Annotated in this window: 5 protein-coding genes and 1 tRNA gene; 1 reads left to right on the forward strand and 5 read right to left on the reverse strand. The window is 63.2% G+C overall.

What is annotated here, in order from left to right; genetic code table 11:
* Positions 1-19 precede the first annotated feature (19 nt).
* The 4 genes from JW958_11875 to JW958_11890 all read right to left on the reverse strand — a co-directional run bounded on the left by JW958_11875 (position 20) and on the right by JW958_11890 (position 18,289).
* Positions 20-14,755 carry a hypothetical protein gene (locus tag JW958_11875; protein MBN1826953.1) on the reverse strand — a complete coding sequence of 4,912 codons (14,736 nt, stop codon included), beginning with the start codon at positions 14,753-14,755 and terminating at the stop codon, positions 20-22.
* A gap of 600 nt (positions 14,756-15,355) precedes the next feature.
* Complete coding sequence (locus tag JW958_11880) at positions 15,356-16,669, reverse strand: hypothetical protein (GenBank protein ID MBN1826954.1); 1,314 nt, start codon at positions 16,667-16,669, stop codon at positions 15,356-15,358.
* A complete protein-coding gene (locus tag JW958_11885) occupies positions 16,666-17,055 on the reverse strand; it encodes a DUF1844 domain-containing protein (GenBank protein MBN1826955.1) in 390 nt (129 codons plus the stop codon). The genes JW958_11880 and JW958_11885 overlap by 4 nt, the downstream gene beginning before the upstream one ends.
* A 220-nt stretch (positions 17,056-17,275) precedes the next feature.
* Positions 17,276-18,289: a right-handed parallel beta-helix repeat-containing protein gene (locus JW958_11890; GenBank protein MBN1826956.1), complete on the reverse strand. Its 1,014-nt coding sequence runs from the start codon at positions 18,287-18,289 to the stop codon at positions 17,276-17,278.
* A gap of 530 nt (positions 18,290-18,819) precedes the next feature.
* Here JW958_11890 and JW958_11895 point away from each other — a divergent pair.
* Positions 18,820-19,023, forward strand: coding sequence for a hypothetical protein (locus tag JW958_11895; protein ID MBN1826957.1), 204 nt, complete (start codon positions 18,820-18,822; stop codon positions 19,021-19,023).
* A 208-nt stretch (positions 19,024-19,231) separates the two neighbouring features.
* Here JW958_11895 and JW958_11900 read toward each other — a convergent pair.
* Positions 19,232-19,309: transfer RNA gene (locus JW958_11900), tRNA-Asp, on the reverse strand.
* Positions 19,310-19,346: the final 37 nt, after the last annotated feature.

The raw sequence follows: 19,346 nt of genomic DNA on the forward strand, positions 1-19,346 counted from the left end.
CCCCCCCGGGCCGTTTCGCTTACTCCTTGCGGACAGCGATCTTCACGTTCGTGGTCTTCACGCCGGAGCCGTCGTCCACCATGATGTGGGCGAGGTAACCGCCGTTCGCCACGAGCGTTCCGTCGTTCGTCGTACCGCGCCACGGAATTTCGACGACCGCACCATCGGACGGCTTCCAGTCCAGCATGATCTTGTCGTTCACCAGCTTGCCGGCGAAGTCGAAGATCTTCACGGTCACCCGCGCCGGATTCATGCCGCCGAGGTTGAACTTGATCCGAGCCTCTTCGTTCGTGTTATCGAACGGGTTCGGATAAACATGAGAGTCCGTGATCTGCAGCACCGTGCTGCCGGTGCTGAAGGAGTGGGCCGCGGTGAACTTGTTGCCGATCTCGTCCTCGCCCTCGAGGGTGAGGGTGTACAGACCGACCTTGTCGATCTCCATCATGGTCATGGAGACCTTGTCGTAGGCCACGTCCACGTCCTTCGTGTGCTTCACGACCGCCTTGGCGTTCTCCGCGACCTCTTCGTCCGTGCTGTTCGTATCAGCCGGATCGAAGGTGGCCGGGTTGAACTCGAAGATCCTTCCTTCCGGACCGGTCAGCATGAGGTTCAGCATGTCGGTATTCAGACCGGAGCCCATGCCGTTCCCCGCGCCGTTGGAATCGACGATCACCGCGATCACCGGAATCTCCGACCCGGGAGCGACGACCGAGCCCATGACCGGCGTCGAGAAGACGACCTTCGGCGCCATGGCGTCGATGATGTACCGGCGGGCGATGAACTGCGTCCCGACGTTGCCCACGCAATCGAAGGGACCGAAGATGTACTTCGTGAACTCTTCGTCGTCATCGTCGCCGGATCCGCCGCCGCCGCCGATACCGATGATCTGACCCAGGTTCGAATCCCACCCGATGTGCTCGATCTTCGAGGAGTAGAGCACCACCTCGATCTCGTGCCCATCGTAGCTGGCCAGGTCCGCGGTCAGAGGCAGCTGAACGGTCAGCTTGTCTTTCGGATCATAGACATCCGACGTGTCGCACATATCCATCGAAGAGTACTCGCACATCGGCGGATCGAAGACCAGCATGGCCGGCGTGGCCGTCTGGATCAGGTTCCGCTCCATGTACTCGTCGATATCGTGCTGATCGTCCTCGTTCTCGTCCACGAGCCAGACGTCCATCTTCAGGCCCATGTCCTGAAGCGGGATGATGGTCGTGTCGTTGAAGGAGATCGTCGTAAGCGAATCACCTTCGAACATCTCGACGGAGAACGCACCACCACCCAGGATTCCGCCCAGGAACTCGGTGAGCGAACCGTAGATCAGGTTCAGCGTCGCCTGGATCCGGGCCTCCTGAGTGATCACGCCGGACTCGTAGTCCCAGAGGTCCACCTGGATCATGTGATCGTCGCCGCCGACGTAGCAGTCGCTGGCGCTCACGCACGGCCCGTTGAGGAAGCCACCGTGCCAATCGGCCATGACCGGCACCACGTCCACGTAGAAGTCACGCTTAATGTTGTACCAGTACTCCTGATAGTCGTCCCGGTACCGGATGTACAGCGTGTGCTTCCCACCGGACAGACGGTGCTCGGGCAGCGTCGAGTGGTGGTACACGATCGTCTGAGAGACCTCCGAGTTGTCCATATGCTCGATCGAGAAGTATCCGTTCCCGATCGCGTAACCTTCGTAGTCCTCGAAATCGTCCCGATCCGGATCGTCCTCGTTGCCGGAGGCGACGAGCATGTCGTCGATCCAGATCTGGGTGTCCTCGTTCTCGAGGTAGTCGGTGTCGTCACCTTCCGTGAGGAAGCTGCTGATCGTCGCGGTGATCTTCGGCGCCTGGTTGGTGTAGCCGTCGCACCACGGGTAGAAGTTCACCTGGTGCCCGCCGGTGATTCCGACGAGGCTCCACACGTCGTAGTCGCAGAGCTCTTCGACGTAGAAGGTCACCTTGTTGTTCAGCGTGTCCACGCTGAGACCGGAGATGCCTTCGTTGCTCCAGTACCCGTCATACCAGAAGCCGGCGAGGAGACCGGTCTCCTCGTCCACCTTCACGTACCGGCCGAGATCGTCGGTCACCCAGAGGTCTTCCTCGTCGTAACCGATGATGATCTTCGCCCAGTACCCGTACTCGAACTCGTCGCAGCTCTCACCCTGGCACTCGAGCCAGTGGATCTTGTACGCCTGGCCGACCGGCTGCGTGAAGAAGCGCGGCTCCTCCCAATCCGGGAAGACCGGCGTCATGGTCGGCGTCATCAGGATGGCGCCGGTGAGACCATTACCCGCCGGGATATCCACGGTCAGATTCGGATCGCCCGGAATGGCGACCGGACCGTTGGTGCCGCGGCCGTTGTTCACCTCGTGCACGGCGATCGTCTTGCGGACCACGTCGACGTGGATCTCATGATCCGTCGCGCCGCTATCCTCGACCACCGCACCGTTGATGTAAACGTACCCACCGCATCCGATCGAATCCAGCAGGCCCATGTAGGTGTAGCCGCCCCAGAGGTAGGGATCCAGCTCACTACCGGCCCACTTGGGATCCATCTCGACCAGTTCCTCGAAGTTGTTCGTGATGCCCGTGCCCTCATCGCGCATGCGATCGGCCGTCACCAGGACCCAAGGCTTCGCGATACCGATCCAGGTCGGATCGACGCCGCTGTCGATGGTGACTTCCACCAGGAAGTTCGACTCCGTCGGCGGCAGCAGCTCGGCCTTGGTGATGCTGAGCCAGGGCACCTCGTCCGGATGGACCGGCTCGAGATCCCGTCCGAACCGGTTCGCCACGACCTTCGCCGTGGTGATCGGCGGATTCGGATCGATGAACAGGATTTCGTGGTCGTCCTGGCTGGATCCCGGCGTGTGCGTGATCGCCACGGCCCGGAGGTCCATCACGTCGCCGATGCTCCACATCGTCTCGGGCCCGATCTCGAGATCGGCGGCCCAGAGGGAGTCGTCGTACGGCGAGTTGCCGGCGATGTCGAAGGTAACCCACTCGCTGAGAGTGGCCTTACCCGGGAACTCGTCCCCGCCACCGTCGCCGACTTCCCCGTCGTTCCGACGATACTGGAACATCACCTCGTCCACGTCCTGCGTGCACCACCTGGTCGCGTAGATCCGCACCTGGGTGGTCACGTTGATGTCGTTCTTGATGTCCGGTTCCCAACAGATCACCGCGGCGCGCGGCGGGACGTTGTCGATCACATGCACCTTCACCAGGTCGGAGAAGTCGATGTTGCCGCACTCGTCCACCGCATAGGCGCGGACCCAGTAGTCACCCGGATAGAGCGCCGAGGTGTTCCACTTCGCCCAGTAGAGCGGGTCGACCTCGCCCTCGTCCTTGTGGCCCACGTCGATGTGGTACCAGGTGCCGTTCGAATCCGACGAGACCTGGAAGAAGACCGAATCGACGCCGGTCTCGAGAGAGCCGGGAATGTCCTGCTCGTCGTCGAAGACGCTGGCGTAGAAGGTCACGGGCTCGCCCTTGGTGATGTCGAGAATCACACCCTGGTTGACCGGAGTCACCAGAGTGGTGGTTTCGGTGCCGTTGACGCGCTCAACGACGGCCCGCGTGATCCGGGCGTACGGGGAGGCGACGTCGATGACGACCTCCTCCGCCATGATCATCACGGTCTCGTTGCAGGCGCTGTCGTGGCAAGTCACACGGAAGTCGTACTTGCCGCTCGGGGTGCTGGCGGCGTCCACGTCCCAGGATCCGGTGTAGTAGCCGGTCCCGGCGTCGTAGATGAACTCCAGCATACCGGTCGTCGACCAATGGGTGGTGTCGTCCACCGACTTCTTCCACTCGTAGAACCAGCCGGGCTGGAGGAAGAAGATGTCGTGATCGTCGCCGGTCTGCTTCACGATGAGCGGCACGATGTGGTGGCCGTTCTCGGCGTAGATGAACGGACAGATCTGCTCGGTCGGCTCGATCACCTCGAGGGTCGGAGCGGTCCGATCCACGATAAGGGTGATGGTCGCCGGGTCCTCGCAGACGTTGCCGACATCGTCCCAAGCGACGGCGCGGAAGAGAACCTCACCCTCGGCCAACTGGTCCGAATCCCAGTTGTTGAGCGTCCAGGTGAAGTTCGAGTATTCGATCAGATCCATATCGGTGAGGATCCAGGTCTCTCCGCCGTCGACGGAGTACTCGAAGCGGACCCCCTCGGTGTCCGTGTCGCCCCGGAGGATGGTGGCGGTCAGCGACGCGAAGCCGCGGACGCGCTCCCTCTCCGGCTGCTCGACGGGACCGGACAGATAGCCACAACCGTAGCGCAGGAGGTGCGTGATGGTCGCGCACGGCGCGGTCTCATCGATCACGTTGATCGTGATTCCGGCGCCCGCCGCCCAAGCCTCGCAGATGTCCCCGGTGTTGCACACCAGGTCCTCGCCGATCGCCACGATGTCGTACTGGTTGCCGACCTCGAGCGGAACCGTGTTGTTCCAGGTCGCCCACTCCCAACTGTAGGGACGGGTCGAGTCCGGGCGAACGTCGGTGCTGTCGAAGCCGAAGTAACCGTTCCCATCGGTCATGGCGACCCAGCAGTCCGGGCAATTCTCGATGCAGTCCGCGTCGTTGTGATCGCGGATGTACCAGGTCACCTTGACGTCCTCGTTCGTCGTCTCCACGCCCGTGTAGGAGGTGAAGGTGGCGGAGGTGATCGGCACCTCGGAGCCGCGCTCCACGTCCACGGTCGCGCCGGCGACGGCCGGGCTCTTCATCTTGACGTACGGCGCGGTGTTGTCGACGACGAAGGAGTACGTGTAGATCGCCGTCTCCCAGTTGTCCTCGAGGTCCACCGCGTGGACGAACACCGTGTAGGCGCCGTCCGGGAACCGGAGCGCGCCGTATTCGTCGAGATCCAGAGTGTTCCATTCGAGCATGTAGCTGCGGCTGATGCCGATCTTCACGACGGTCTCACCGTAGTCGACCGCCCCGATGCGGAGCGTGTCGCCGGCGGCGTTGATCGCGTCGAAGTAGACCGTAGCGATCCCGTCGTCGCAGCCCACGGTCTGCGCCCAGAGTTCCACCGTTCCGGAGAACGTGATCGTCTGGTTGTTCAGCACCGTCTCGGTGATCTCACGCGGGACGAGCTGGCAATCGGCGTCGGCATCCACGTCGACCAGCTTGGTGCCGGTCGGCGGATCCTTGTCCTCGACCATGATGGAGTGCGAGCACTCCTTCCGGTTGCCCGGAGTATCGTAGGCCCAGACATAGACGTCGACTTCCGTGTCCTGACAGAGCGGACCCGGGGTCGTCCAGTCGATCTCGGCCGTCCAGCTGTTGCACCAGCAGTCCAGCGACTCGGGCACCGCGTCGGCCGAACCGATCACCACCGTGTCGCCCGAACCGGGCTCGACGTACCAGAAGACGGCGTGGGAGATATCGGTCATCACGTCTTTACCGACGTAGCGGAGTCGAACGTCTTCCCCGGCCGCGATCTGGGTGAACTCCCCGTCGCCCATCCCGAAGTCCCCGAAGAACTCACAGGTCGGCGAAGTGGTGTCCCAGGCGGCGGTGACGACGGTCTCGTCCAGGCGGTTGGTGTTGCACGCCCAGTCGATGGCCACGGCACGCCAGTCGTAGATCGTGTCCACGAGGCCCACGTTGGCGAGAGAGTCGGCGTCGATGTTCAACCACCAGAAGTAGTAGGTCTGCGAGCCGATCAGGGTGTCCTTCTGCGGCTCGAAGTCCAACGTAGAGAGAACATCCCAATCACCGTGGTCGTACTGAGTCATCAGCGAGTTGGTCGGCATGTACTGCAGAGCCATGCCGTAGAGATCATCGTCGGTGGTCAGGATCCGGAAGGTCAGATCGCCGGTATACGGATCGGGCGCGACCACCAGGGTGGAGTCCACCGTGGAGGGGTCTTCGTCGTCATCGTGATACCAGGCGAGATTCTCCACGAAGGGCACGAGGCCGTACACCACCGCCGGAGCGTCGCGGTCCACGGTCAGGCGCACCTTGAACGGATTCGGGTCGGGATTCTGATCCGCGTCCCGCGCCACCATCCAGACATCCACCTGCTCGGTCTCACCCTCGTCGCAGTAGATGCTGAAGTCGTGGGTGAAGGAGACCCCGGAGCTAGTCACATCGTTGGTCACATCCACCGGCTGGGTCGGGGCGGTGCCGCCCACGACCTGCACCCAGAGCTCCACGATGGAGACATCCTGCCAGTCGAAGACCTGGCCTTCGACGACAGTCGATTCGCTCACCGCCAGGTGAGGATCGGCGGCGTGCCAGTCCATGCAATCCGTCTCGAACCCGGTGATGCAGGCGCTCGGACCGGTGATGTCGTTCACCGCCACAACGATCGGCTCGAGTTCGGACATGTCACACTCGTTGCAGGCCGAATCGATGGCGACGGCCATGAACTGAACGTACTGGTCCCTCTCCTCGCTGAGCCAGGTGGTGACGAAGTCGACGCAGACCGGATTCTCCCCATCCGCCGCGACGTGCGGCAGATCGTAGTTGTCGATCGGCGTCGGATCGATCGGGTTCCAATTACCCGAAGACTCGGCGTAGTAGAAGATGTAGTGGTCGAGACCGGCGGCGTCCGTCGCGGTCAGCGGCTCGGCGCAAACCGTGAGGGTCTCGCCCCAGGCGACCACGGTCCCCTGCTCCGGCGAAGTCAGAACGATGTGCGGGCTGATCAGGTCGACGCGGACCTGGCCTTCCTCGTGGATCACCAGATTCCAAACGTCGTCCCAAGCGACCACGCGGAGGCTGAAGGTGTAGTCGCCCTCGTCCTCCTCATCGGTCAACCCGTCCATGTCGTTGTCGATGTGGTCCCGATCCGGGAGATACATGTTGGGCCAAGTGCCCTTCCAGGTCCACCCGTTGTGGGCGAGGACGGCGTAGTCCCAACCGATGGCGCTCGAATCCAAATTCACCCACCGCGTCTTGCTGTCGTCGGTGGCGAACTGGAAGTGAAGCTGCCAACCCTCGAGGATGTCGTAGATCTCCTCGCCGCTGTCCATCAGGATCGCGGTCAGCTCCAGCGAATCGCAGGGGCTCGTGGAGGAGATCAACGTCGGGCTGACGTAGAAGTCCTCGATCACGGGCGCGGTGCAATCGATGATGTAGTAGACCGGACCCTGCGGGCTGGTCAGGTTCGTGCCGTAAGCCTCACCCTTCCAGGCGGTGGCGACGGCCGTGTGGACGCCCTGCGTGATCTCCTCGTCCGTGAAGGCACGGAACCAGAAGTCCGCCGGGATCACCACTTCGGAGGTGTCGTTCCCGACACCCTTGCCGTTCCGCGGATCGAACGCATAGGTGTGCTGATCGCCGCTCATGTCGATGTCGAACTTGTACACGTAATGTACGTCCGCACCGAGAACCGGAATGCGGATCTGCGTCCCCCACCAACCGTCGTCGGCGGCGCCGTCGTTGTGCAGCCCGTCATCGTACAGGTCGTAGGGCATCGCCCCGTCGCTCATGTAATCCCAGACCACACGGGCGTTCTCGATCGAATCCGGGAAGATCGCCAAGGAGTCGAGGAAGAAGTCCTCCTCGTTCATGGTGATCGTTAGGGTGATGGTGTCGCCGGGGACGTAGTGGACCATGTCGTAGTAGGTCCCGTCGCCGTCGAACATCACCTTCACCGAATCTTCGAGATGATCCGTCGAATCGACGGTCACGAAGACTTCGTACTCCACGCCGCACAGCTTGGTCTTCTTGTGCTCGTAGGACGTGGCGCCGAAGATCCAGTTCATCGGGTTGCCCGGCGCGTTGTACCGGGTGAAGGGCGAATCCTCGTCCCAGAAGAGACCGTGGATGGTGACTTCCGGCCCGTCGATCTGCTTCAGGAGCACGATCTTGTGCTCCGAAAGCTGCGCCTCGCGCAGAGCCGTGCCGCACTCGCCTTGGTAGTCGTAGGCGAGAACCGCGATCAGATCGTAGGCGTCGGTCACGCCGGCCCAGGTCGACTGGGGCGCCGGCACCGGGCTCATCGGATCCCACGCCGCGGTGAACCAACCGTTCTCGTCCACGTCGTTGTCCGGAGAATCCTCGATCTCGATCCAGGCGGTGCCGCAGTTGTAGCTCACATAGGCGGTGTCGGTCGACGCCAGCTGCGCGCCGAACTCGATCTGGTCGCCGCCGCGGATCGTGTAGTCGTACTTGGTCGGGCTCACGAGAGCCTCGAACGCGTCGTTCGTGTAGTAGTCCGCGATCACATCGCCGCCGGCGCCCGCGATCACGAGTTCCACGCTGTACGGATAGCTCGTCTCGTCGCCGAGAACGCCGCCGGCCGCTTCCAGATCCTCGGAGAGGTACGGATAGAAGTTCTGGACCGTCAGCATCTCGTCGAGCACGCGATGCGCGTAGTAGAAGTAGACCTTCTGGGCGAGCTTGTCCGTGTCGTTGACGGCGGACTCGCTCTCCACCTTCGCCCGCAGCCAAAGCTCGGCGCCGACCTGAACCTCGTCGAGGATCTGATCGGTGTAATGGCCGGTCGCGGCCGCCACCTTGCCGAGCGGCTTGCCGGCGGTGTCGATGACGGCTTCGGCGGTCAGACGGCCGAACTCGTACGGGTTAAGCGGCGGCCAGGTCTCGTTCAGCTCCTCGTCCTTACCGATGACGACGAACTGATACCGGCCGTCCTTCAGGCCCGACACATCCCAGGCGAAGTTGTACGGATAAACCGCGTCCGCCGGGACGCCCGCGCGCATCCACGGGTTGTTGAAGATATTCAGGTAACCCTCGAGCCAGTAGTAGCACGGATCGAGGCGGTACCAGAGATAGACCGAATCGATGGTCGTGGTGTCCTCGGCGGTCACCATCAGGTTGAGGACGGTGTCCACGGCCGCGAGCTGCACGCCCTCGTCACCATCGCTGATCGGACCCAGAACATCCACGGTGTCGCCGTTGGAGAGGGCGTAGATCACGTCCGCCTCCGGCGGGATGTTCTCCTGAATCGCGAAGGAGACGTAGTGCGGGAACGCATCCGTGTTCCCCACCAAGTCCTTCGCGCGGGCCCGCACCAACACCTCGGTGTCGGTGTGGAAGGCGCCCATCATGGTCATCGCGTCGATGTCCAGATAGACGCACCACGGGGCGATCTCGTCCATCGTGTCGATCACGTCGTCGCCGTCGGAGCCGTCCCCGTCGGCGTCGCCGCCGCCCACCGTGTCCTCCGCGATCAACGGGTAGATCCGCATCCCGAGCATGTCGTCCAGCGCGGGGGCGATCCCGTTCTTCAGGAGGATGTCGGTGGCCGTGACGGTGAAGGTCGTGTCGTCCGCATAGACGTCGTGGACGATCGCGTCCTTCGAGGTGAACCCGATCGTGTCGTCCAGGTTCACGTAGAAGTCGTTGTCATTGTTCACGTCCAGGCTGTCCCAGGTCGCGCCGCCGTCGAGCGAGTATTCGAAGATCACGCCCGCGACGTCGTCGTCCGCGGAGGAAGCCCAGATCTTGAGGAACGAATTGTCGCCCGCGAAGATCGCGTTGTTGATCTTCGCGGCGCCGACGTACTTCATCCCGCCGTTGCCGAGGGCGATCGCCGAGATTTCGGCGGCCGGAGCCTCGGTGTCGAGCGCGAGCGCCCGGGTCGGGATGCCGCCGCCGATGGAGTCGGCGTCCATGATGCCGAGCTCGCTGGTCGCCACGGAGCGGACCAGGTAGGCCGCGCCGAGGCCGGCGACGTTCCAAGTCTGCTTCCAGACCTGGAGGCTGTCGTTCGCGCCGTCCATCAGGAATCCGCCCATGTTCTGGCGGAAGATCCAGTCTCCGGACGAAAGGCCGGTGGAACCGTCCACGTCGGCGAAGAACTCGATGGCGTCGAAGTTACTGACGGTGGTGTAGCCGGCCGCCGGCGGATCGCCGATGATCAGCTGATCCAGTACACCGCCGTCCCAGATCATGTCGCCGTTGTCACGGACGACCGGGTCGCGCGGCGAGTAGCCGTCGCCGTCGTAGTCGATGTACCCCTTGTCGGAGGCGAAATCGATGAAGACGGACGCGACCGCGTTCAGGCTATCCACCATGCGGAGCGTGCCGACGCCCTCGCGGAGGATGATGTCACCACCCGGATCGACCGACATCGTGTCGTCGTTGTCGTCCGTTCCGATGGTGAACCAGGATCCGGCGTCGTCCGCCAATCCGTTGCCGTCGAGATCCTCGTAGAACTGGAAGTCCACGTGGTCGACCTCGACGTCGTGGATGAACACCTTCGCGTACAGCGCGTAGGTGCTGTCGTCCAGACGGGCCGGCGGATCGATGTAGGCCCGGAGCGGAGTTTCCACCACCTTGGCGGTGAAGATGAACGTGGTCAGCTTGTTGTCGTTGCCTTCCACGTCCGCCGCCCAGGCGCGGATCTCGTAATCGCCCGCGTCCAGGAGGGTGGTGTTCCAGGTCACGGCGACCGGCGGGTAGAGGTCGGCGAGGGTGTCCCCCTCGTCGATAGTGCCGGTGACGGTCGTCATCAGCTTCCACGTACCCGTAGCCTCTTCCTTGCCCTGAATCACCTTCCGGTATTCGAACTTCACGAACGGAACGTCGGTGAAGTTGGTCAGGTCACGGTCGCTCAGCGAGCCGTCGGCGATCCGGAAGACGACCGCCGAGTCCTTCGGCACCTCGCAGCCGTTGGAGAGGTCGGCGTCGATATTGCCGCCGATCACCTCGCAGCTGGTGATGTTGGAGATCGGAATCACGCCGTCCACGACCGTGAAGACCAGGTCGTAGGTGACCAGCGTGTCGTCCGGAGCCTCCCAGTTGCCGAAGCTGTCCCGCGCACGGGTACGGAAGTAAACCGTCCAGGTGCTGTCGGGCGGGCTGTTGCCCAGAATGCTCGCCGTCCAATCGTAGGTGTACGGCGGAGCGCCGTCGATGCCGACCTGGTTCCAGGTCATGGTCGTCGCGTTCCACATATCGAAGGCGACGGAGTCCACGTCCTCGGCGCCCGGAATCACGGCGACCATCTGATAAGTCGCCGGATCGGCCGGCACGTTCTGGGTCGAATCGAAGGAGTCGAACACCTGGATGCCGGCGGCCGCCTTGATGTCGTAGGCCATGAAGGCGGTGGTGTCGATGTAGGAATCCGGCGCCTCGAGGTTCAGCTGGAACCGTTCGGCGGTGGAGTTGTCCGGGTTGAAGTTCCCGGTCCGGTTCGCCGCGGCGTAGCCGATGTAAGTCGTGGCCGCCGGGATGTACCAGTGGCCCACCGCGACCGAGTCGTTGTTGTAACCGAGCTTCTGCCCGATCGACTGGCCGACCCAGTCGTACGCCACGCCGCGGATCTCGAAGGTGTCGCCGTCGGCGATGTCGTACAGATTGGCCACCAACTGCATGTTGATGTTGAAGCCGTTCAGGGCGAACCAGTGGAACGCCGAGTCGGCGGCGCTCACGGACTGATCGCCGACCGCTCCGCCCGGAGTCGCGGCCAAACGGGCCAGCGAATCGCCGGCGGAGGCGTAATGACCGGCCACGTCGAGCATGAAGGGCAGATAGTCGAGACCGGTACCGGCGTTGCCGAGACCATCCGTATCGCCCGTGGCGATCGTGGTCCCGTCGATCATGCCGTCCTCGTCGTCGTCCCAAGCCCAGTACTCGGCGTAGAGAGTGTCCGCGTTGTTGTCGATCTGGCCGTCGTTGTTGTTGTCGACGCCGTCGGTGAGAGGCGTGTTGTACGCGGCCAGAACCTCGGCGTCCGCGGAGTCCGCGTCGCCGTCGCCGTCATCGTCCACGCCGTCGACGCCCGGATAGCCGCCGTCGGCCGCCCAGTCGCCGTGCGGGTCGAAGGCCATGTCGTACCAGTCGCCGCCGTTCTTCTTGATCTGGACGACCAGGTAGTCGACCAGGGAGTCGGACGGAGTCTCGAAGGTCATGTCGAGCCACTCGCCGATCTTGAAGAGCGGGTTACCCGGCGTCTGGAGGTTGGCCTCCTCGTCCGCGTCGCCCCAAGAATCCTGCTGCTCGATGCGCGAGGCGTAAACCACCTCGGGCGCGACCTGATCCAGGTCGATCAGCATCGAGTCGGTCGCCGTGTTCTCGTTGTTGTCCTTCGTGTTGATGACGACCGGCAGGTCCTTGATGACCGCGAAGCCGGTTTCCACCTTCGGAAGGAGGGACTCGTCGGTGACCGACGTGGAGGCGCGGATCGTGTCGAGCACGGCCCGGAAGACCAACTCGTCGGTGTCGCGATAGTCCAGGTTGCCGTCGCCGATGTCGTACACCTTGGCGGTGTAGCTCGAGTCGGCCGGGTTAGTGCTCGGTCCTCGATCCCAGAACTCCTCGCCGAGGTCGAACGAGCCGTTGCCGTTCTCGTCGACGAAGGGCTCCGGCCAGTTCATCACGTCGTCGGCCGGATCCCAGCTGTCGCCGGCGGCCGCGGTGGTGTCCCAGTCGTCGTCGTTATCGACGAGGTCGACGCCCCAGTTCTCGAAGGGAATCGAGTCGTTGCCGGCGTAGGTGTCGATGTTGGTGAAGTCCGCCCACATCCGGCTCCGCGTCGAGTAGTTGAAGAAGATCCCCAGCGCGTCGTAGGCCGGAACGCCCGCGCCGCTGGTGGTCGTGGTGTCGCCCGCGCCCGCGAAGGTGAGGCGCACCTCGATGGAGTCGCTGTTGGCGTAGATCTTATGGACGTTGTTCGGGTCGGTCATCGTCCCGATCTTGGTCGAGAACACGTCGTTCACGATCCGGACCGAGTCGGTGCCGTTCCCCCAGGAGTCGAAGGCCCGGATCCAGACGAAGCCGCGGCCGTCGTGCTGGTCGAAGCCGATGTCCACCGGGGACCAGGCGCCGGCGCCGTTGGCGTTCGCCACGGCGAGGGTGTCGGTCGACGCGGTGGAATCGCCGTAAATCACCACGCTGGCGTTCGCCTCGACGCAGCCGGAGTCGGCGTAGATCGAGTCGAAAGCGGTGCCCGCGGCATTCCAGTGCCCGATGATGTGGATGACGTTGTCATCGCGGGCGAAGGTCGGATCGCCGGCCGGGATCCAGTCGCGCGGCGTGTTCGGATGGCCGGCGACGAAGGTCTGCTGCAGCGCGATCGCCTGCTCGTAACCGCTGAAGTTGATCACGCCGTAGTTGCCGTTCCAGTCGGCGCCCACGATACCGAAGTGAATGATGTCGCCGTCTTCGATGATGTCGCCGTTGGAGACGACGCTGTCCGGCGAGATGTTGATGTAGGCGATGATCGGGTTGTCCCGTCCCGGCGTCGGGTTGAAGACCGGCACGCCGTTCGCCCAGTTCTCATTCACGAAGGTATCCGAAACGGCGTCGCCGATCCGGGTGAAGATCCGGTAGTAGTTGGTCTTGTCGGTGCCGCTCGCCTCGCGCCAGGCGATCCGGACGACCGAGGAGTCGCGCATACCGTCGGACCAGGAGAACTCGCGCACCAGGTCGGTGCGGACCTGGATCACGTCCGTGGTGAGCGGCGCGTTCAGGTCGCGGACCGGATGGAAGATCCCCGAGGAGGCCGCCTCGCCCGAGGCGGAGCCGACGACGCTCGAGGTGAGCGCGATCGACGCGCCCTCGGTCCAGTTGGTCACGCTCTGGGCGAACCTGCGCCCGGAGCCGTTCCACTGGCCGGCGGGAACGGTGAATCCGCGAAGGATCATGTTGGCGGCGGTCACCGTCGCCTGCGTCACGTTCTGGCTGAAGTAGATGATGATCGAGTCGGTGGCCGCATCCTTGTAGTAGGCGGCGACGATGATGGGACCGAGGGAGACGGCGTGGTTGGCGGTCCCCGTGGTCAGATCCCAGTAATCGTTCTGCAACACGCCCGCGCCGCTGTGGGCGATCAGGTCGCCCGCCTCGGCACCGGCAGCCGGGTTGGTGAACTTCACCACCCAGGGCATCCAGGGGGAGGCGATCGGCGTGGAAGCGATCGGGTTCGCGCCGGTCAGGTCGAGCGTTCCGGTGCCGCCGATGGCGTAGTCCGCCACGTCGATCGACGCGGCGTCCGATCCGTTCAGAGAGTCACGAACCGGCATGTTGTAGATCACGTAGAGGGTGTCGTCGCCGAGCCCGGGGGTGCCGACCGAATCATAGGCGGCGTCCAGGATGTAGCAACCCTCGGCGTTGGTGATCTGATGCGCCACAAAGGAGTTGGCGGTGTCGCCGGCGGCGTTGGTCACGTCCGTCGTCGGCGCCCAGGCGATGGTGGTGATATAGGGAAGGAGCTGGAGAGCCGTGTCGCGCTGGGCCTCGGTCGGGGCGTCCCAATAGAAATTGGAGATCGTCCAGTTCGCGCCCGCGCCGGCCACGACCAGCGATTCGGTCACCACGTCCGCGCTGAAGACGAAGTCCGTCGAGTCCAGATCGGTGGCCGCCTCGGAGAGGACCAGAGTCAGGACATCGTCGGTCGGATCGTCGTTCAGGCTGGTCGCCAACACGGCCGTCCGGATGATCGGCCCGCGGTTCACCGCGATGGGGGTCGATTCATTGGACAGGAAGGCCTTGTTGTGATCCACGATCGCCTCGATCCAGGCGATGTAGATGCTGTCCGCGCTGTCCGGCACGGCGCTCACGAAGGATCCGAAGGTGATGAACTCGTCGTTGTCACCACTTCCGGAACCGTTCGCGACCACGTTCGTGTCGGTGAACGCGATGTCCGTGAGCTGCCAGTTGGCGTGGCTCACGTCGGCGCTAAACACCACGTTCAGCGTGGAGGTACCGTCCCACGCCGCGTCGATGATGGCGGGACCGCCCTTCGGCGGAAGGGCGAAGGCACCGCCGGCGGCCAACAAGCCCACCAACACTACCCCCACCAGGGAGAACAGGATTGAACGTCCCTTCCCACGACTATGCATGCTCAAGCCCTCCTTTAGATGGGCGACATCCCTGCCCCCATGAGGTTTCCTCTTGCGATAGGAAAGCGGTAAAACGCTTCTTCTCGACTCGTTCTCCACTCGTAAATCCTCCTGATGAAACACGTAAAAACACACTCATTTTGTCATGCATTGCAAACACAGAAATGGGTACGATCCTCCGAGCCCTCACTCTCTTGAGACCCGAAAGATATTTCCCCTTTCAGTCCAATTGCCTGTTCAGTCCTAAACCGTTACGCGCTATCGTCTTTCCCTCCGAAACACTGCCTCTGGAAAAATCGCGGACACTATTACACGCACTATAGGGGTTGTCAACGAAAAAAGTCTGCGTCTTTCGCACGAACCTTCCTTCGGCCGATTTGAGAAAAGTTTGAGAATTATTTTTCAAAATCGACGTTTCTCCGCGATTCAAAACAAACACCGAACCCCGTCGGACGGAACCGGGAGCCGGGCTCCCCGAGCGGGTTTCGAAGACTCACACGCGCCGCTCTCGCTCATGCGCCGTCCCTTTCGTCGTCCGGCTAAAAACGCGCTCAACCTATCAGCGGGGCTAAAACGTGTCAAGAAAAATGGCGCAATCACTTATTCCGTTTTTCGACCGCTCTCGAAACCCTCGATCGGACCCTCCGCGGCGGGCGCATCGGGACATCCGTCGTCGTCTCGATCGCCGTCGATGTCTTCCGGTTCGTCGGGGCAGTAGTCTTCCATGTCCGGTATGCCGTCCTGGTCGTTGTCCAGATCCGGCGCGCCGTCCTCGTCTTCGAAACCGTCGAAGTCCTCCGGATCATACGGCGCCTTGTCCCAATCGTCCGGCACGCCGTCTCGATCGTTGTCCGGATCGGGACATCCATCGTCGTCGCGATAGCCGTCGTAATCCTCCGGCGCGCGCGGGCAGCGGTCGTATGCGTCCTCGATGCCGTCATCGTCCGCATCCTCTCCGCCGGTAACGCCGAGCCAGTGAAGGGCCAGGCCGAACCGCCAATCCGGAAAGAGCGTGTCCGGATCCCAGACATCGCCCGCCTCGCGGTCCTCCCGCGCGAGCTCGATCTCCGTCGTCGCCGCGAGGAAAAGCCCGCGGCGGAGATGGAGCCGGACTCCCGGCGTGAGCAAGAGGGGCGCCTCGAACGGCCCCAGGCGCCGGGTCCACGGATGGCGGTCCGCGAACAACTCCATGAATACATCGACCGGGCCGCCCAAAAACTCAACCGCCCCGCGGAGGAGGAGCGCGTCGTTTGCGGTCGCCCCCTCCCCCTCGTCGAGGGCTGGATAGAAGAGGGGATAGAGGAGGGCTCCCTCCTCCTCGTTCCTGTTCCAGCGGTAGCCGGTCTGCAAATGGGTCCGGAATCCCTCCCCACGCCACGTGAGCGCCAGAATCACGCCGCCGTCGTTGGAATGGGTGGAGAAGGATTTGTCCGGGTTACCGGTTTCCAGGGTGGTAAAGCCCTCGATCGACGCGGAAAGGGCTTCCGCCGGGGTGGGAAGGGCGAAACGGACGCCGAGGCGGCTGTCCCCCACGTCCCCCGTCGATTCGGAGGGAGGCGTTTCCCGCCCCTCCGCGCTCTCCGGGGTGAAACGGGTGCCGTAGGCGTCGATCGCCAGGGAGAGGTCCCCCCGACCGCCCAGGAACCCGTAGGAGAAGAAAAGCCTGCCCGAGAGAGTCTCGCTCCGGTCGGAGACGGGGAAGCCGGCCACGGGGACGTGGCGGGTGTAGACGTCGCTCCGAACCATCAGGTAATAGCCGCCCCCCCAGAGAATCCCGGCGTCGCGGACCTGATCGAGCTGGATGCCCGCGGGAAGCGCGCTCCGGGGTTCCTTCTCCACGGCGGCGGGAAAACCCGCCCGGGGGAGAAAGAGGAGCGCGAAGAGGGCGGCCAGAAAACAGGGGTTCCGCCTCACCGTTCGCCTTCCCCGGGCTCTTCCCCACTCTCCTCCGGCTCCCGGGCGGGATCGGAATCCGCTCCGGAAGTCCGACCGGCGCCCTCTCCGGCCTTCTCCGCGGCGTCCACGAATTTCAGACGGAGCGCCGCGAGGAGATCGTCCAGATACCGCTTCTCCGGATCCGAGAGGTTTCCGCGTGTCTTGACCTCAAGGGTGGCCAGGAAATCGATATAGTGCCTTGCTTTCTCCAGGCTCTCCCGGGTCTTCTCCGGTTCGGGAGCGCTCCCGCCCTCCCCTTCCGGCGCTTCCGCCTCCCCCATGAAAAGGGTCGCCGCGTGTCTGAGGGAATCGATCAGGGCTAAAAAACGGAACGTGTGGATGTCGGGGGACTTTTCGTCCGCCATCGCCTGTTTACCTCCGCGAGGGGCTACGGGAAGCGGCAGATTAGCACCGGCACAGGGCCCTGTCAAGACGGGGAGAGATCGCTCTGATTTTGGTTCCTTATGATATATGGAAGGAATTGTTTTATGGTTTGCCCTGCGGGAGAGGGAGGAAACGCGAAAAAACGGGAGGCGGCGGCCGGAGGGGCCGCCGCCGCGGGAATAAAAGATCTATGGATACGGCTTACCGATACATCTTCTTGATATCGCCCCAGGAGGTGTTCTCGGTGGGCGTGAACTCGCAGCCGATGGTGAGCGCCCCGATCAGGCCGCACCCCTCGGGATTCAGCGCCGGGCTGGAGCCGCTCAGGCGGAGATCGCAGTTCTCCGCGTCGCAGAAAAGAGGGTCGACCTCGAACTCGATCGGACCGGGATCGCCGAAGCAGCACTCCCCCTCGGTCTCGTCGTTCGCCCACCCCAGGTTGCACACACCGTTAATCAGAGAGCCGTTGACCCAGAAACCGCCGCCGCCGGTGTTCCACGCGATGATGTTGTGGCTCACCGTGGCGATGGAGCTGTAGATCGAGAGACCGCACCCGAAATCGTGATCCTCTTCCAGATGATTCATGGCGATGGTGTTGTGCTCGACCACGGCGTTCATGCTGTTCTGGATATGGACGCCCCCACCCTTCACCTCCGCCGAGTTGCTGCAGATCACGCTCCAGCGCAGTTCCGCGTTGCTTCCCGCAACGTAGACGGCCGCGCCCTCCACCGCCCAGTTGTCCTGAAGGGTGCAGAACTCGATCGTCGGCTCGCCGCCGCCGTCCATGTAGATTCCGCCGCCGCGGAAGTCCGCGACATTGTCCCGGATGAAGCAGTTGGTGATCGTCGGCGAGGCGCCGGCGCTGATCATGATCCCCCCGCCCTTCTGGTTCTTCCCGTTCCGGATCGTGAACCCCTCGATACGGGTGTTCTGGTTCACTCCGTACGGGAAAAAGACGGTCGAGGCCTGCGCGCCTCCGTCCAGAATGGTGAAGTCGGGGCCCGCCCCGATCACCTCGACGCCGCTCTTGATGGAAAGATTCTCGGCGTAGGTGCCCGAGGCGACCACGACCACGTCTCCGCTCGAAGCGGCGTTCACGGCGGCCTGGATCGTGTTGAAGGTGGTCGGTACCTGATGGGTCACCGCCAGAGCGGCCGTCGCCGGCAGCAGAAGGAAAAGCACCCCCCAAACGCTCATCTCGGTGCGGAATCGCATGGTCATACCTCCAGTCGATCGCGAAACGCCCGCGGCGGGACGCGACGCTGCGTTGGAACGGGCCATCTCGTAAGAGGCGACCATCGGACCCGCCGACTGCGTGGGAGATCGCTTTTTGCTTCGTTCTTCGAGATTTTGGCCCGCGCAAGTACTCAATCGACCCTAAGGGGAGCAAGTGATGTGCCATCCGGTGCGTTTCAGGGCGGCAGTGGGGTTGATCCTCTTATGTAAAGACCATACCAACAGATAGACGAATGGCAAGACCCCACCTCCTCTCGATTTGCCCGACTCTTCGCGCTCATGCGCTGCAGGATGCCCGCTATGTGATTCCAACCTGCAATGTGTCGATCCGACACACAGCGAAACGCGAGTTTGCCGGGGCCGGACGTACAAACCATTGTGAATCAATGCGTTGCTTGAGAGACGGGACATAGAAACGAGGGCAGGGCGGTGGCACGGCTCTTGTTATCACTTATTCACGGAGGAGTGAGAGCAAGGGATCGCCCCCGCGATCCGGAGAGGAAAGAGCCATGCGGAAGAGAAGACGTTGCGCCGCCGCGTTTCTCGTCGCACTCCTCGCGGGAATCGCCTGCAGCGTGCATATCCTGGAGCCGGACCACCACTGCCGCTCCCCCTACAGTTATCATAGCGCGCGAGGATACGACCGCTGCGCCGACTGCCACGGAGTGGTGATGATCCGTGTCTACGACACGGGCTGTTGGGATTGCCACTAAAGGAGCGGGGCCTCGGAAAAGCGTCGCGGCGAATCGCCGACATCCCCGGGGCGGACCCGATCCGCCCCGGCCGCGGCGCTTTGCTCGACGCCGTGGGGGAGAGCCTCCGAGAAGACGGATCGAGGGGGAGGCCGTATTGTTAATACCTATATCTTGTTTTCGCACACAAAAAAGCCGCGCCCTTCCGGCGCGGCTCTCTGCTTTCGGGTGGCGGGGCCGACGGGGCTCGAACCCGCGACTTCCGGCTTGACAGGCCGGTGTGCTAACCAATCTGCACCACGACCCCACCGTCGAGCGAAACATCAGAAATGTAGCAGAACCCT

Source organism: Candidatus Eisenbacteria bacterium (genome assembly GCA_016930695.1).
GTDB lineage: Bacteria > Orphanbacterota > Orphanbacteria > Orphanbacterales > Orphanbacteraceae > JAFGGD01.